This window comes from Acidimicrobiales bacterium (assembly GCA_016716005.1).
Lineage (GTDB): Bacteria > Actinomycetota > Acidimicrobiia > Acidimicrobiales > JADJXE01 > JADJXE01.
In genome coordinates, this window is sequence record JADJXE010000001.1 from 196,620 (window position 1) to 212,261 (window position 15,642).

Here is a 15,642-nt window from a genome sequence, read left to right on the forward strand (position 1 = left end):
TCCAGCACGCCACGCCGACACCAGGGGGGAACGAACGTGGCCGACCCGACACCCGACATCCTCACCGTCCACGCCCTGGCGCGCCCGGACAAGCCGGCCGTGATCGACGACCGCCCGGGCGGGGCGGTGACCACGTGGACCTTCGCAGAGCTCGAGGAGCGGGCCAACCGCCTCGGCCACGTGCTCGTCGACCTCGGCGCCGGGCCCGGCACGAAGGTGGTGTGGTGCGGGCAGAACTCGCCGGGCGTGGTGGCGATGGTGCACGCCGCCCGCAAGGTGGGGGCCACGGCGGTCCCCCTCAACTACCGCCTGTCGGCCGAGGAGGCCGCGTACGTCGTGGACAACTCCGACGCCGCCCTGGTGTACGTCGACGCCGAGTTCGCCGGGCTGTTCGACCGGATCCGGGCCGACCTGGACGCGGTGCGCGCCTACCTGGTGTTCGACGGGCCGGCCCCGGACGGGATGCTCGACGCCGACGCGCTGGCGGCCGAGGCGCCCGCCACCCCACCGGCGCCGCCGGCCGCGGGCGGGGCCGCGGCCACGATGATCTACACGTCGGGCACCACCGGGAAGCCGAAGGGGGCGGTGCGACGCGGGGTCGGCAGCCCCCAGCAGACGGCGGCCCTGCTGGGCGTGTTCGGCTACACCGCCGACGACGTGTACCTGACGACCGGTCCGCTGTACCACTCCGGACCGGGCGGCTGGCTGGGCATCGCCCACGCGCTGGGCATGACCGCCGTCACCCAGCGCAAGTTCGACCCCGAGGACTGGCTGCGGCTGGTCGACCGCCACCGCGTCACGACGACCTTCTCGGCGCCGACGCCGATCCGGCTGGTCTGCAACCTGCCCCGGGAGGTCATGTCGCGCTACGACCGGTCGAGCATGCGGGTGATGGTCGCCAACGCCGCGCCCTGGTCGTCGACGCTCAAGCAGGCCTTCGTCGCCGACTTCCCGGCCGACTCGCTGTGGGAGGTCTACGGGTCGACGGAGCTGGGCGTGAACACGGTCCTGCGGCCCGAGGACCAGCTCCGCAAGCCGGGTTCGTGCGGGCAGCCGGCGCCGCTCGTCGAGGTGGCCCTGTTCGACGACGACGGCGTGGAGGTCACCGAGCCAGGGGCGACGGGCGAGCTGTTCGTGCGCTCGGCCAGCGTGTTCAGCGAGTACTACAAGGCTCCCGACAAGACGGCCGCAGACCGCCGGGGCGAGTGGACGACGGTCGGCGACATCGCCTACCGCGACGCCGAGGGCTACCTGTTCATCTGCGACCGCAAGAAGGACATGGTGATCAGCGGAGGGATGAACATCTACCCGGCCGAGATCGAGTCGGCCCTCGAGCACCACCCCGACGTGTTCGACGTGGCCGTCTTCGGGATCCCGAGCGAGGAGTGGGGTGAGTCGGTGCACGCGGTGGTGGTGCCCCGGCCCGGGTCGGGGCTCTCGGAGGCCGACGTGGTGGCCTTCGCCCGGGAGCACCTCGCCCACTACCGGGTGCCGCGCTCGGTGTCGTTCATCGACGAGCTGCCCCGCACGGGCTCCGGCAAGATCCTGAAGCGGGAGCTCCGGGCGCCCTTCTGGGTCGGTCACGAGAGCCGCGTCCTCTGAGGCGACCCCCGGTCAGCCCCCGGGGAGGCCGATCGACGGGTCGATGAACTCGTCGGTGGCGAGGTCGGAGGCGTCGAGGCCGTCGGGCACGTCGTCGCCGTCGGCCTCCAGCAGCGGCACCAGCCGTTCGACGAGCCGGTCCACGCGAGCGGCCTCGAGGTCGCCGACGGTGGCGTCGCCCCCGTTGCCCACCAGGCCGAGCTCGAGCTGCTGGCGGACCGAGTACTCGGCCACGCCGGCCGAGTACACCCACCCGGTGGCGTAGCGATCCACCAGGTCCACGATCAGCTCCAGCGTCGGCCCGGGGTCGGCCAGGAAGGCGACCAGGGCCCGCTGGAGCACCGGCACCAGGAGCCCCAGGCACGGCCGGAGCTCCTCGAGGCGGTCGCGGCGGACGGACAGGGCGAAGGGGTACGGCTCGTAGCCGGTGGCCTCGACCAGCTCGAACGCCACCGGGCGACCCCACTGGGGCACCTCGTGCTCGTAGATGTAGGGCTCGGCCGTGGCGAAGCCCTGCTGGGCGATCGCCCCGCCCTCGGCCACGAAGCGAGCCGGCGTGCCGTCGTAGCCCCCGTCGAGCTGCTCGGCGGAGAGGTAGCCCTCGCCGACGAGCCAGAGCATGTACGTGTCGGGCTCGTAGTAGACGACGGTGACCCCCTCGACGCCGAGGTCGGCGATGCCGTGCACGCCGGGGTGCGCGGCCGGGTCCCACATCAGCATCATCGGGTTGACGTCGAAGGGGGCCATCACGGCGACGGTGGGGAGGTCGCCGGCGTGCCTGATGGCCTCGTCGGTGTTCACCATCCCCAGCAGCACGTCGGGGTCCTCGTAGAGCTGCGCCGACACGGACTGGAAGCCGATGGCCGGGCCGCCCACGCGCACCTCGACGTCGACGCCGGTGTCGAGGCCGCCGTCGACCAGGGGGGCCCGCACCAGCTTGGCCCCGGCGTCGACCACGGGGTCCGGACCCACCAGCTGGTAGACGGCGCCGTACTCGGCCTCGGGGTTCCACTCCGTCTGGATCACGACGGGGTCGGGGCACGCCCCGGCGAGCGGCCCGTGGCGGGCGGCGGACCAGCCGTCGTCGCCCGCCCCACACGCGGCGAGCAGCAGGGCCAGCGTGGCCGGCCCGGCGATACGCCGGTGGCTCACGGCTCCGGCCGGCCGGTCTCCGACCAGGAGCCGACCAGCCGGTGGGCCAGCACCCCGAAGGCCCAGAACACCGCGATGCCCAGCAGCGACGCCAGGATCACGGCGGCGAAGAGCTGCTCGGACTGGAGGCGGGCGCGGTACGTGTCGATCAGGATCCCCAGCCCGGGCTGGCCCCGGCGGAAGTGGAAGTCGCCGACGATGGCCCCCACCACGGCGAGACCGGCGGCGATGCGGAGGCCGACGAGCAGCGCGGGGAGCGCGGCCGGCAGCTGCAGCTTCCGGAGCCTGGTGAGCCGCCCGGCGCCGTTCAGGGTGAACAGGTCGTGGTGCGCCCGGTCGACCGACACGATCCCGAAGAGGGTGTTGGCCAGGATCGGGAACACGGCCACCAGCACGCAGACCACCACCCGGCTGGCGAAGTCGAAGCCGAACCACAGCCCGATAAGGGGCACGAGGGCGAGCACGGGGACGGCCTGCACGGCGACCGCGACGGGGTACACGGAGCGCTCGATCCACGGCGCCTGGCTCATCACGACGGCCGCCCCCACGCCGACGAGGGTGGCCAGCGCCAGCCCGGCCATGGCCACGCGGGCGGTGAGCCACAGCGCGTCGAGGAGCGGGTGCAGGTGCTCCCAGCGCAGGAACCCCTCGCGCAGCACGGCCGACGGCGGTGGGAGCAAGAATCGGCGATCGGGGTCGAGCAGGAAGCGGCTCGCCAGGTCCCACAGCAGGAGCAGCGCCACCAGGGCGACCAGGGGAGGGACGACCGCGCGGACGGCCCGGCCGGTCCGTGAGCGGCGGTCCACGGTGGGGAAGGGACCCGGCCCGGTCACGGTGCCTGCCCTCCCGAACCGGCCCGGAGGGCGGCGGACACCTCTCGCGCCACCTCCACGAAGGCGCGCTCGTAGCGGATCTCCGGCGGCCGATCGGGCCCGAAGGGCACGTCGACGACGGCGACGGGACGCGCGGGCCGGGCGGACAGCACCACGACCCGGTTCGACAGGTGCACGGCCTCGACCACCGAGTGGGTGACGAGGAGAGCGGCGAAGCCCTGCGACTGCTGCAGGGCCAGCAGCTCCGCGTCGAGACGCTCGCGCAGCTGCTCGTCGAGGGCCGCGAAGGGCTCGTCGAGGAGGAGCGCGTCGGGTGCGAGGGCCAGGGCCCGGGCCAGGGAGACCCGCATCCGCATCCCCCCGGAGAGGGCCCGCGGGTGGGCGGGCGCGACGTCGGCCAGGCCCACCAGGTCGAGCGCCCACCGGGCCCGCCGGCGCCGCTCGGCCCGGGGGAGGCGGCGCAGCTCGGCCGGGAGCTCGACGTTGCCGAGCACGGTGCGCCAGGGCAGCAGGGTCGGGTCCTGGAACACGAAGCCCAGCCGGCTGGCGCCCAGGTCGACGCGCCCACCCGACGGGCGCTGGAGCCCGGCGACCACCCGGAGCAGGGTCGACTTGCCGCAGCCGGACGGCCCCACCACGGCCACGATCTCGCCGGGCGCCACCGACAGGCTGACGGCGTCGAGGGCGTGGGTGCCGTCGGGGAAGACCACGCCGACGCCGACGAGGGAGACGGCGTGGCGGGCGGTGCTCGGCTCGGCGTCCAGCTCGACGGCCACGCCTGCGACGTTACCGAGGGCCCGTCAGCGGCCGAGCGCCGCCGCGGCGCCGGACCTCGGGTCGGCGGCCCCGGCCAGCGACGCCCCGCCGGCGTCGATCAGCTGGGCGTGGCCGACCCGGCTGTCGAACGCAGGGAGGCGCTCGACCGTGTGGCCCAGGCGCTCGAGCTCGCCCGCCCACGACGGCGGGGCGTTGGCCTCGACCCGCACGCGGACCCGGTCGGGTCGCAGCCACGTGTCGAAGCCGTCGGAGCCGGTGCCGGCGAGCACCCACCGCCCGGCCGTCACGGCCCGGGCGGGGGACTGACGGGCCACCAGCACCCGTGCGATGAGCTGGAGCAGGATCTGGGGCTGGCTGTCACCGCCCATGGTGCCGATCACGAGGCGCAGCCCGCCGTCGGGGCCGGTGACGAGGGCCGGTGCGAGCGTGTGGGGCGGGCGGCGCCCGGGGCCGTACTCGGCCGGGTGGCCGGGCTCGAGCGAGAAGCCGATGCCGCGGTCGTGGAGCAGCACGCCGGTGTCGCCGATGGCGACGTGGCAGCCGAAGCCCGACGCGTTCGATTGGATGAGCGACACGGCGGTGCCGGCGCCGTCGACCGCGCACAGGTACGTCGTGTCGCCGGCGGCGGTGGGTGCCGGCCCGGGACCGGCCCGGGCGGGGTCCACGGCGGCCCGTCTCGGAGCCAGCCGTTCCGGGGCGATCAGGCCGGCGCCGTCGGCGTGCTCGTGCAGCACGGCGGGGCGGTCGTGGCCGGCCTGGCGAGCGGCTTCGATCAGCAGGTGCGCCCACTCGGGGTCGTCGGGGTCGTCGGGCAGGGGGAGACCGTCGGCGATCCACGCCCCGGCCAGGGTCAGGTAGCCCTGGGAGTTCGGGGGCACCGTCCAGAGGTCGTGGCCCCAGGCGCGCAGGCCGAGGGCGTCCACCCAGTCGGCCTGCGGGCGGGCCAGGTCGCTCTCGGCGTACTCGCCGGCACCCGCCTCGAGGAGGGCGGCACCGACCTCGCCGCCGTAGAAGCCGTCGCGACCGAGGGCGGCCACCAGGTCGAGCACCCGGGCGACCCCGGGACGGCGGACCACGTGGCCCGGCGGGTAGGGCGCCCCGGCGGTGAGGTCGCCGGCGCCCGCCACGCCGGCCAGCAGGGGTGCGGCCGCGGCCAGCAGGGTGGAGGCCGGGAACCCGCCGGCGGCAAGGCGCCGGGCCGGTGCCAGCACCTCGCCCAGGGGCAGGCGGCCGTGGCGCTGGTGGAGGGCGACCCACCCGTCGACGCAGCCGGGCACCGGCGCGGCCCGCACGTCGTCCCGCAACGGCATCGACCGGTGCCCCTCGGCACGGAGGCGTTCGGGGTCGGCGCCGCTCCCGGCCCGGCCCGAGGCGTTCAGCACGTGCGGCCGGCCGGAGCCCTCGTGCACGATGGCGAACAGGTCGCCGCCCATCCCGCACAGGTGGGGAGCGGTGACCGCCAGGACCGCGTTGGCGGCGATGGCCGCGTCGGCGGCCGTGCCGCCGCGGTCGAGGGCCCCCAACCCCGCCGACGAGGCCAGCTGGTCGGCGGAGCACACCATGCCCGCGGTGCCGCGGGCGGTGAGGGCCGGGGCGAGCGCGGGCGGGCGGGCCACCGGTGGCACGCTACCCGGGTGGACGCCCTGATCCGGTCGCTGGCCGCGGTGGTCGGCCCCGCCCACGTGCTCACCGAGCCCGCGCTCACCGAGGGGTTCGCGGTGGACTGGACCGGTCGCTTCCACGGGGCGACCCCGGCCGTCGTCCGCCCGGCCAGCACGGCGGAGGTGGCCGCCGTGCTGGCCCTGTGCGACCGGGAGGGCGTGCCCGTCGTGCCCCAGGGCGGCAACACCGGCCTGGTGGGCGGGGGCGTGCCCCTCGCCGGCGAGGTGGTGCTGAGCCTGCGCCGCCTCGACGCCCTCGGCCCGGTGGATGCGCTGGCCGCGCAGGTGACCGCCGGCGCGGGCGTCACCCTGCGGGCGCTCCAGTCCCACGCCGCGGCGGCCGGGCTGCGGTTCGCGGTCGACCTGTCGGCCCGCGACTCGGCGACCGTCGGTGGCATGGTCGCCACCAACGCCGGCGGCACGCACGTGGTGCGCCACGGTCCGATGCGGGCCCAGGTGGTCGGGGTGGAGGCCGTCCTGGCCGACGGTCGGGTGCTCGTCCACCTCGGTGGGCTGCTGAAGGACAACACCGGCTACGACCTGGCCGGGCTGCTCACGGGGAGCGAGGGCACCCTGGCGGTGGTCACCGCGGCCCGCCTGCGGCTGGTGGGGGAGCCGCCGGTGCGCGCCACGGTGCTCGTCGGCCTCCCGTCCATCGAGGCGGCGGTGAGGGCGACGGCCGCCCTCCGCGCCGGCGTCGCGGGCCTGGAGGCCGTGGAGGCGCTGGTGGAGCCCACCACCTCGCTGGTGTGCCGGCACCTGGGGCTGCTCGCTCCCCCCGGCGGCGGGGGCCCCGTGCACCTGCTGGTCGAGAGCGGTGGCGAGCAGGACCAGACAGGCCCGCTCGGGGCCGCGCTCGCGGCCGCCGGGGTGTCGCTGGAGGCGGCCGCGGTGGCGGTCGATCCGGTGGGCCGGGCGCGCCTCTGGCGAGTCCGGGACGCGGCCGCCGAGGCCATCGCCGCCCTCGGGGTGCCGCACAAGCTCGACGTCACCCTGCCCGCGGCCCGCCTCGCCGAGTTCGTGCGGGCCGTGCCGGGTGTGGTGGCCGGGGTGGCCCCCGCGGCGACCACGTACCTCTTCGGTCACGTCGGCGACGGCAACGTCCACGTGAACGTGCTGGCGCCGGGCGGCGAACCTCCCGACGAGGTCGACGGCGAGGTGCTCCGGCTGGCCGCCGGCCTGGGCGGGAGCATCAGCGCCGAGCACGGCGTGGGGGTGGCCAAGCGCCGGTGGCTGCACCTGTGCCGGAGCGCGGACGAGGTGGCGGTGATGCGGGCCGTGAAGCACGCCCTCGACCCGCGGAGCACCCTCAACCCGCACGCGCTCCTGCCGGAGGGGTGAGGCTCAGCCCGACCAGGTGCCCCGCTCGGTGAGCACGGCCTTCAGCACGGCCGGCCGGTCGGTCATCAGGCCGTCGACGCCCAGGTCGAGCAGGCGGTGCATCTCGCCGGGGTCGTCCACCGTCCACACGTGCACCGGGATGCCGGCCCAGTGCGACGTCCGCACGAAGCGCTCGTCGACGATGACGAGGCGACCGCGGCGCACCGGCACCTGGGCGCAGGCGCCCCGCAGGCCGGCGGCCACGCCCCGGTGGGTGAGGCTCGCCAGCCGCAGGCGTGCCACCTCGGCCGGGCCGAGGGTGGTGCACAGGTGGGGGCCGCCCAGCCGTCGCAGCCGGGCCAGCCGGGCGTCGGAGAAGGCGCCGATGCACACCCGGTCGAGGGCGGTGGTGCGGCCGAGCGTCCGGGCCAGCGGCTCGACGGCGGCGTCGTGCTTCACGTCGATGTTGACGCGGGCGTCGGGGAACGCGCCGAGCAGGTCCTCGAGCAGCGGGATGGGCTCCGCCCCACCCACCCTCGCCCGGCGCACCTCCCGCCAGGGCAGCTCGGCGACCACCCCCGTGCGGTCGGTCACCCGGTCGAGCACGTGGTCGTGGAAGGCCACCAGCACGCCGTCGGCGGTGACGTGCACGTCGGTCTCGAGGTAGCGGTACCCGAGGGCCACGGCGGCCGCGAAGGCCGGGAGCGTGTTCTCCGGGTGCTCGCCGGCGCCCCCCCGGTGGGCGAAGGGGATGGGCCCGGCGTGGTCGAGGTAGGAGAAGCCGGGATTCACGCCGGCCCTGCGACCGCCGCCGCTCGGGCGGCGGCCAGCGGCTGACGCTCCCACGAGGGGCGGAGCGGCAGGCCGCCGCGGCCCGCCGCCGGCCTCACCGCGAGCACCTGGTGGATCTGGTAGCGCCCGGTCTCGAAGTTGGCGGCCGAGCCGGCCAGGTAGAGGCGCCACACGCGGGCGCGGCCGGCGCCGACCTCGGCGACGGCCTGCTCCCAGCTCCGCTCGAGGTTGGCGACCCACCGGCGCAACGTGAGGGCGTAGTGCTCGCGCAGGCTCTCGACGTGGCGGGCCTCGAAGCCGGCCTGCTGGATGGCCGACACCACCGCGCCGACCTCGTGCAGCTCGCCGTCGGGGAACACGTAGCGGTTGACGAAGCCGCGCCGGGCCAGGCGGGGCCGGGTGTCGGCCGGCCGGGCGATGCCGTGGTTGAGGAGGCGTCCCTCGGGCCGCAGCAGGCCGTGGAGGCGAGCGAGGTACTCGCCCAGCCTCGCCAGGCCCACGTGCTCGAACATGCCGATGGAGCTGATGGCGTCGTAGGGCCCGTCGGCGACCTCGCGGTAGTCCTGGTGGCGCACCTCGCACCGGCCGGTGAGCCCCGCGTCGCGGATCCGTGCGGCGGCCAGCTCGGCCTGGCGGGCCGACAGGGTGATCCCGACCGCCTCGACGCCGTGGTGGCGGGCCGCGTGCAGCACCATCCCTCCCCAGCCGCAGCCCACGTCGAGCAGGCGCTGACCCGGCCGGAGGCCGAGCTTGCGACAGATCAGCTCGTGCTTGTTGGCCTGCGCCTGCTCGAGCGGGTCGTCGGGATCCTCGAACACGGCGCAGGAGTAGGTGAGCGACGGGCCGAGCACCAGCCGGTAGAAGGCGTTCGAGACGTCGTAGTGGTGCGCGATCGCCGCTGCGTCCCGCTGGCGCGAGTGGGGTCGGCCACGCAGGCGTGCCTCCTCGGGCGGCGGGGGGAGGCGACGGAGCCCGGCCGCGGCCAGCAGGCGAGCCGCCTTCACCCACTGCCCCGGGGTGGGGCGGAGCCCGTGGAGGCGGTCGCGGAGGGCGACGACGGCGTAGATGTCGCCTTCGATGTCGATGTCGCCGGCCACGTAGGCACGGGCGAGGCCCAGCCCGCCGGGCGCGGTGACAAGCCGGCTCAGGGCGTCGGGGGAGCGCACGACGATGGTGGCGGGTGGATCGGCCGGTCCGATCCGCCCGCCGTCGTAGCTCACCAGGGCGATGGGCAGGTCGGGTCCGAGGAGCTCCTCGATCGCCTCGGTCATGGCCATGGGTCACCTCCCCGCTCGTCGGGGCGCCGCTGCCGGCGCCGGCGGCCGTCGTCGCGCACCGTATCCGCGGGGCTCCGATCGATGGGCGAGAATCCGGTGCCGACAGGGTCGACGGCCCGGGCCGGGAACGAGCCCGGGGGGCGGACGAGCCCGCGGTGCGGACGAGGAGGTCCAGGCATGGTCGAGGCCCGAGCGGTGCCCATCGGCGGCGAGCGCCACCGGGGGGTCGAGACGTTTCCCGTCCGGGCCCCGTACGACGGCGCCGAGCTGGCCCGGGTGCCGGCCTGCACCCCGGCCGACGTCGACCGTGCCGTCGCCGCGGCGCGGGCCGCCCTCGACGATCCGCTGCCCGCCTGGCGCCGGGCCGAGATCCTCGACGCCGCGGCGCGGCTGCTCGTCGAGCGGCGCGAGGAGCTGGCCCGGATCATCGCCCAGGAGGCGGCCAAGCCCATCCGGACGGCACGGGCCGAGGCGGAGCGGGCGGCGCTGACGTGCACGTTCTCGGCCGTCGAGGCGCGCAAGCTCAGCGGTGAGATGGTGCCGCTCGAGGCCAGCTCGCCGGGCGAGGGCAAGCTCGGCTTCACCCTGCGGGTGCCCATCGGCGTGGTCGGCGCCATCTCGCCGTTCAACTTCCCGCTCAACCTGGTCGCCCACAAGGTGGCGCCCGCGATCGCGGCGGGCTGCCCGGTGGTGCTGAAGCCCGCCAGCCAGACACCGCTGTCGGCCCTCGCGCTGGCCGAGCTGCTCCTCGACGAGTGCGGGCTGCCGGCCGGGCACCTGAACGTGGTGACCGGCTCGGGCGGCGTGGTCGGCAACGCCCTCGTCGACCACCCCGACGTCGCCATGATCACCTTCACGGGGTCGCCGCCGGTCGGGTGGGGCATCACGTCGAGGGCCCCCCGCAAGAAGGTGAGCCTCGAGCTCGGCAACAACTCGCCGGTGATCCTCGAGCCCGACGGCGACTGGCGCACGGCGGCCGACAAGATCAGGGTGGCCGGCTTCAGCCACGCCGGGCAGTCCTGCATCTCCACCCAGCGGATCTACGTGCACCGCGACATCGCCGACGAGTTCACGCAGGCCCTGGTGGAGCGGGTGCGGTCGCTGGTGGTGGGCGATCCGCTCGACGAGGCCACCGACGTCTCGTCGCTGATCTCCACCGGTGAGCGCCAGCGGGTGGTGTCGTTGGTGGACGAGGCGGTGGCCGGCGGGGCCACGCTCCTCGCGGGCGGCACCGTGCGCGCCGACGGCGTGCTCGAGCCCACGGTGCTGGCCGGCGTCTCGCCCGCCATGAGCGTGTGCCGCACGGAGGTGTTCGGACCGGTCGTGGCCATCCAGGCCTATGACGACCTGGGCGAGGCCCTCGCCCTGGCCAACGACACCGAGTACGGGCTGCAGGCGGCCATCTTCACGGCCAGCCTGGCCACCGCGCTGCGGGCGGTGCGCACCCTCGACTTCGGTGGCGTCCTGGTGAACGAGGTGCCCACCTGGCGGGCCGACCAGATGCCCTACGGCGGCATCCGCGACAGCGGAAACACCCGTGAGGGCCCCGCCTACGCGGTGCACGAGATGACCGAGGCGCGCCTCGTGGTCATCCAGCCCTGATCCCGGCGGCAGCCCCCCGCCGCCTCCCGGCTCCAGGGCGAGCACGGGGCGGTGGTCGCCGACGTCGAACGCCGAGGCGCCGGTGGTCGGCGCCCACCGGCGCCTCGACCCGGGCGAGCCGGCGGCGGGGTGACGCCGGGCGCGGCGTCGGCGGCGATGCCGGTGGCCGTCAGCCCTCGACCTGGCGGGCGAGCACGTCGGCGGCCTCGAGGAGCCCGGGGTGGTCGAGGCGGAGCGCCGAGACCTCGATCGGGGTGAGGCCGTCGAGGTGCCAGATCCCGTGGCTGGACCATCGGGGATCGTGGTACGACCACCACGACACGCCGTGCCAACGGCTCTGTGCATGGATCGCCCGTGCCCATGCCTGGGTGACCCGCCGGTCCCGGGTCACGACCTGCGAGGGCCGCAGACCCAGGTCGACGAGGCGGTGGGCGTCGTCGAGGTCGCAGATCGGGGTGTCGTCGGGGAGCTCGTAGGTGGCGATCGCCTGCACGCTCCCCGGGAGCGAGGGCCGTCCCCGCAGCATCGACGACGTCCAGACGCGCTCGAACCAGAAGACCTCGGCGACGGCGCCGGCGGCGGCGTCGGACAGGTACAGGCACTGGTACCGGTCGGGGTTGTCGACCCGCCCGGCGCCGCCCGGCGGCACGTGGGCGGGATGTCCGGGGGCGCCGACCCGTGCGTCGGGGAGCCAGGGGACCACCCGGTACAGCAGCACGAGCCGGGGCTCAGGCGTACGCGCCCTGGTCGAGGGCGTCGATGGCGTCGATGACGGGCCCGGCGCCGCGGAGGGCGAGCACGTCGATGGGGCGGCCGCCGAGGTGGGGGTTGTCGGCCGTCAGCCAGCCGCTGGCCTGCTCGGGCCACAGCACCAGGAGGAGCCGGTGCAGCACGTGGTCGAGATCGGCCAGGCGTCGCCGGTTGGGCGGCGAGATGCGCTCGCGGCCCGATCGCCACCGGGAGGGCTGGGAGCGGGCCACGCCGAGGACGTCGGCGACCGCGTTGGATCCGAGGATCCGCACGACCCGATCGACCTCCTCGGGGACCGGGTACAGGTCGGCGGCCCCGCTGCGCACGGCGATGGCACGCGCCTTCGGCGCCTTGGTGTGCGGGGTGGCTCTCGCTGTCGTGGCCCGGCCGGCTCGGCCGGGCGAGCCGCCCGACGACGGGGGGAGGCCGGTGGTCGACGTCTCCCGAGCGCTCTCGATCGTCACCGCAGACCCTCCACTGCCGTCCCTCCCGGCGCGACTGCCCAACGATCAGTGTAGGGCAGTGGGGCCGTCGTGGCCGGCGTTCCACCCGACTGGTTGGGGTGGCCGCGGCCTGCGCAGCCGGTGCGTCGCTCCCGATGCCCCGTCGAGTGCCTACGATCGAGGTCGTGGCGCATGCGGTGGCCCGCCAGCGTCCAGCGCTTGCCCCCGCTCTCGGCCACAGGGTTGGCGTCACCCGCGGCTGCACCTGAAGGAGCTGGTCGGCGAGGTCCTCGACCGGGTCGAGCAGTACCCGGACTTCGACCCCCGACGCGACCACCGCCTCACCATCGTCGACAGCGAGCTCACCGACGTGGAGCGCAACGCCCGCGCCGCGTCGTGGGTGGACGACATCGAGCGGGACCTGTGAGGCGCTGCATGTGGCCGAGGCGCCCCCGGAGGAGCGTCTCGACGCGCTCGGGGGTCCTCGCCGCGCTGTATCGCTCCAGGACCGACGGGAAGGAGTTGGCGAGGAACCCCATCGACGCGCTCCCGATGCAGGCCGACGGGTGTGCCTCCACGTGCGTGCCGAGCGGCGGTGGGCTCCGAGGGTGGGTGACACAGGTGGGTCGTAGGGTGATGGTGCTTCCCTGATCGCTGGGTTCGCCTGGCCTGTTCAGTGCTGGTGGGCGCCCCGGGAGGTGCTGGCATGGCGATCGGTGTGCACGACCCGCTCCTCGACGGTGCCGGGTCGGGCGATCCGGGTGGCGGTCCCGTCTGGGGTGCGTTGGGTGAGGGGCCCGAGGATCGTTGGGCCGCGGCACGCTCGACGAGCTGGCCGATGGGATCCGCCGGCTGGAGGCGGCGATGGCCGGTCTGCGACGCGAGCAGCTGGCCGCGGTGGCCGAGCTGGCCCGCCGCTGCGGGCACGTGGTCGATGGCTGCGCCGCCCCGGTCGACTGGCTGATGATGGCCACCACCTGCTCGCGGCCCACCGCCCGCCGGCACGTCGACGTGGCCGTGGCCCTCGGTGGGCTGCCCGGCGTGGCCGACGCCTTCGGGTCGGGTGTGCTGTCGTTCGATCAGGTCGCCCAGCTGGTGCGGTTCGTCACCCCCGACACCGAGCGGGCGTGGGCCGACGGGGCCGTCGGACGGTCCGTCCACGAGCTCGAGGCCCTGGCCCGGTCGTTGCGGCCCCCGTCGAGGGCCCAGCTGGTCGACGCCCGGGCCCGCCGGTGCCTGCGCCTGCGCGACGACGACCAGGAGACCCGCATCACCGGCCGTGTCCCGGTGGCCGAGGGGGCGCTGCTGCGCGCCTTGCTCGAGCCGCTGGCCGCCGATGTGGCGGCCGACGCGGTGGCCGACACCCTCGACCACTGGGGCGCCCGGATGGCCGACGCGCTCTGCCAACGGGCCGCCCAGCAGCCCCCGAGGGGACCAGGGCCCGGCGGGCCACCATCGTCGTGCACGCCACCCCCGACCAGCTCACCGGCGAGGCCGACACCCCCGCCACCCTGGCCGAGACCCTGACCCCCCTGGCTCGCCAGGTCCTGTCGGGTCTGCTGTGCGACGGCGACCTCGAGGTGCACGTCGACGACCCGCTGACCGGCCGGCCCATCGGCATCGGCCGGGCGTCACGCAACGTCCCCGCGTGGCTGGCCCGCGCCGTGCTCGACCGCGACCACAGGTGCCGGGTGCCGGGCTGCGACCGCCCCGCCGTGCACCTCCACCACGTCGAGTTCTACGAGCACGGCGGGCCCACCGACAAGGCCAACCTGTCCGGGCTGTGCTGGCACCACCACCAGCGCATCCACCTCGACGGCTTCACCCTCACCGGCAACGCCGACCACCACCTCGCGTGGCGAGACCAGCGCGGGCGGCTCATCGGCACCACCCGACCCGCCCTGCACCAACGCCTCCTCGGCCGCCCCCCACCCACCACCTGACCCCCACCGGCCAAGCCGGTGCCTGGTTGAATGGGCAGGGGAGGTGCCACCGTGACGAGCCTCGACCGGCTGCACCCGGCGGTGGTGCACCACGTCGTGAACACGCTCGGCTGGTCGCAGCTCCGCCCGCGGCAGGAGGTCGCCCTCGGCCCGGTGGTCGACTGCTTGCCGTGGGGCCTTGCCCTTCGGGTGGTGGAGCGCCGCCTCGACGACCGGGTGAACGCCACGGTGGCGATGGGCGAGCAGCTCCGCGCCTGATGAACGGCGGAGCCCCGGCGCCCACCCTGGTACGAGCGCTGCTCGCGGCCATCGCGGTCACCACCGTGGGGGTGCTGCCCTCGTTCCTCACGGGGGCACTGGCCGTGCAGGTGAAGGCCGACCTGGGGTTCGGCGCCGCCGGGCTGGGGCTGGCCGTCGGCGCCTTCTTCGCCACGGCCAGCGTCGCCTCGGTCGCCTTCGGGCGGGCGACCGAGCGGCTGGGCTCGACCCGCTCGCTGCGAGCCGCGGCGCTGGCCAGCGCCGGCGCCCTCGCCCTGGTGTCGGTGGCCGCTCGGTCGCTCGCCTCCCTGGTCGGGCTGCTGGCGCTGGCCGGCCTGGCCAACGCCCTGGCCCAGCCGGCCGCGAACCTCTTCCTCGCCCGGTCGGTGCCGCCCACCCGCCAGGGCCTGGCCTTCGGCGTGAAGCAGTCGGCGATCCCCACCGCCATCCTGCTCGGGGGCCTGGCGGTGCCGGCGGTGGCCCTCACGGTCGGCTGGCGCTGGGCCTACGTGGGGGGAGCTGTCCTGGCCGTGGGCGCCGCCGCCAGCGTGCCCGGCCTGGAGCCCCGCCGCGGCCGCGGTGCCGCCGGCGACCGCCCCCGGCCCGACGTGCGCGCCCTGGTGGTGCTGGGCCTCGGGATCGGCCTGGGGGCGGCCGCGGCCGGCAGCCTGGGCACCTTCCTGGTGAGCGCGCTGGTGGCGGCCGGCCTGGCCGACGGCACGGCGGGGCTGGTGGTTGCGGGCGGGAGCGCCGTGGGCCTGGTGGTGCGGCTGCTCTCGGGCGTGCGGGCCGACCGCCGCGAGGGCGGCCACCTACGGGTGGTGGCGGTGATGCTGGTGCTCGGCGCCGGGGCGTTCGTGCTCCTCGCCACCGCCTCGGCGCCCGTCATGCTGGTCGCCACGCCGCTCGCCTTCGCCACCGGCTGGGGGTGGCCCGGGCTGTTCAACCTGGCCATCGTCCGGCGCTTCCCCGAGGCCCCGGGGGCGGCCACCGGCATCACGCAGACGGGCACGTACATCGGTGCGGTGGCCGGCCCGCTGGCGTTCGGCGTGGTCGCCGAAGCCACCTCGTACCAGTGGTCCTGGGTGCTGGCCGCCATCTGCTCGCTGGCGTCCGCAGCGGCGATGGTGGTGGGTCGTCGCCGCCTGCGATCGCGCCCCAGATGATCCGGCTCTGGTGGTCCTTGCAGTACTCGTCCTTCAGCAGCCGCTTGTAGAGCTTGCCGGTCGGGT

Annotated in this window: 15 protein-coding genes; 7 read left to right on the forward strand and 8 right to left on the reverse strand. The window is 75.7% G+C overall.

Translation table 11 applies throughout. From position 1 onward, the window contains the following. Nucleotides 1-36: 36 nt before the first annotated feature. Nucleotides 37-1,602 (forward strand): AMP-binding protein, encoded by a 1,566-nt coding sequence (locus IPM45_00970; GenBank protein MBK9178140.1) that lies wholly within the window; start codon nucleotides 37-39, stop codon nucleotides 1,600-1,602. A gap of 12 nt (nucleotides 1,603-1,614) precedes the next feature. On the opposite strand, the gene IPM45_00975 is transcribed toward IPM45_00970, so the two are convergent. From IPM45_00975 to IPM45_00990, 4 genes are read right to left on the reverse strand one after another with little or no spacing between them, the layout of a single operon-like run. Beyond that, a complete protein-coding gene (locus tag IPM45_00975; protein MBK9178141.1) occupies nucleotides 1,615-2,754 on the reverse strand; it encodes an ABC transporter substrate-binding protein in 1,140 nt (379 codons plus the stop codon). After that, nucleotides 2,751-3,560, reverse strand: coding sequence for an ABC transporter permease subunit (locus IPM45_00980; GenBank protein ID MBK9178142.1), 810 nt, complete (start codon nucleotides 3,558-3,560; stop codon nucleotides 2,751-2,753). The genes IPM45_00975 and IPM45_00980 overlap by 4 nt, the downstream gene beginning before the upstream one ends. A 23-nt stretch (nucleotides 3,561-3,583) precedes the next feature. Further along, the gene (locus tag IPM45_00985; protein MBK9178143.1) at nucleotides 3,584-4,363 is read right to left on the reverse strand and encodes an ABC transporter ATP-binding protein; all 780 of its coding nucleotides are present in this window, start codon (nucleotides 4,361-4,363) and stop codon (nucleotides 3,584-3,586) included. A gap of 24 nt (nucleotides 4,364-4,387) precedes the next feature. Beyond that, on the reverse strand, nucleotides 4,388-5,926 hold the full coding sequence (locus tag IPM45_00990; GenBank protein MBK9178144.1) for a gamma-glutamyltransferase: 1,539 nt from the start codon (nucleotides 5,924-5,926) through the stop codon (nucleotides 4,388-4,390). A 72-nt stretch (nucleotides 5,927-5,998) separates the two neighbouring features. Here IPM45_00990 and IPM45_00995 point away from each other — a divergent pair, with 72 nt between their 5' ends. Continuing rightward, on the forward strand, nucleotides 5,999-7,366 hold the full coding sequence (locus IPM45_00995) for an FAD-binding oxidoreductase (GenBank protein ID MBK9178145.1): 1,368 nt from the start codon (nucleotides 5,999-6,001) through the stop codon (nucleotides 7,364-7,366). Nucleotides 7,367-7,369: 3 nt separating this feature from the next. Here the strand turns inward: IPM45_00995 and IPM45_01000 are convergent, their stop codons facing one another. Together IPM45_01000 and IPM45_01005 are read right to left on the reverse strand one after the other, a co-directional pair. Then, nucleotides 7,370-8,137, reverse strand: a complete 768-nt coding sequence (locus tag IPM45_01000) for a glycerophosphodiester phosphodiesterase (GenBank protein ID MBK9178146.1) — start codon at nucleotides 8,135-8,137, stop codon at nucleotides 7,370-7,372. Then, entirely contained in the window at nucleotides 8,134-9,414 is a 1,281-nt protein-coding gene (locus IPM45_01005; protein MBK9178147.1) for a class I SAM-dependent methyltransferase, read from the reverse strand. Before IPM45_01005 ends, IPM45_01000 begins: the two co-directional genes overlap by 4 nt. Before the next feature lie 177 nt (nucleotides 9,415-9,591). On the opposite strand from IPM45_01005, the gene IPM45_01010 reads away from it, so the two are divergent. Beyond that, on the forward strand, nucleotides 9,592-11,016 hold the full coding sequence (locus IPM45_01010) for an aldehyde dehydrogenase family protein (protein MBK9178148.1): 1,425 nt from the start codon (nucleotides 9,592-9,594) through the stop codon (nucleotides 11,014-11,016). A gap of 169 nt (nucleotides 11,017-11,185) precedes the next feature. On the opposite strand, the gene IPM45_01015 is transcribed toward IPM45_01010, so the two are convergent. Beyond that, complete coding sequence (locus tag IPM45_01015; protein ID MBK9178149.1) at nucleotides 11,186-11,734, reverse strand: RES domain-containing protein; 549 nt, start codon at nucleotides 11,732-11,734, stop codon at nucleotides 11,186-11,188. A gap of 10 nt (nucleotides 11,735-11,744) precedes the next feature. Further along, complete coding sequence (locus IPM45_01020; protein ID MBK9178150.1) at nucleotides 11,745-12,230, reverse strand: DUF2384 domain-containing protein; 486 nt, start codon at nucleotides 12,228-12,230, stop codon at nucleotides 11,745-11,747. A gap of 786 nt (nucleotides 12,231-13,016) precedes the next feature. Between IPM45_01020 and IPM45_01025 the strand changes: the two genes are divergently transcribed. From IPM45_01025 to IPM45_01040, 4 genes are read left to right on the forward strand one after another with little or no spacing between them, the layout of a single operon-like run. Further along, nucleotides 13,017-13,736 (forward strand): DUF222 domain-containing protein, encoded by a 720-nt coding sequence (locus tag IPM45_01025; GenBank protein MBK9178151.1) that lies wholly within the window; start codon nucleotides 13,017-13,019, stop codon nucleotides 13,734-13,736. Then, nucleotides 13,670-14,152, forward strand: a complete 483-nt coding sequence (locus tag IPM45_01030; protein ID MBK9178152.1) for an HNH endonuclease — start codon at nucleotides 13,670-13,672, stop codon at nucleotides 14,150-14,152. Before IPM45_01025 ends, IPM45_01030 begins: the two co-directional genes overlap by 67 nt. A 51-nt stretch (nucleotides 14,153-14,203) precedes the next feature. Continuing rightward, nucleotides 14,204-14,410 carry a hypothetical protein gene (locus tag IPM45_01035; GenBank protein ID MBK9178153.1) on the forward strand — a complete coding sequence of 69 codons (207 nt, stop codon included), beginning with the start codon at nucleotides 14,204-14,206 and terminating at the stop codon, nucleotides 14,408-14,410. Next, nucleotides 14,410-15,576, forward strand: coding sequence for an MFS transporter (locus tag IPM45_01040; protein MBK9178154.1), 1,167 nt, complete (start codon nucleotides 14,410-14,412; stop codon nucleotides 15,574-15,576). The genes IPM45_01035 and IPM45_01040 overlap by 1 nt, the downstream gene beginning before the upstream one ends. Nucleotides 15,577-15,642 lie beyond the last annotated feature (66 nt).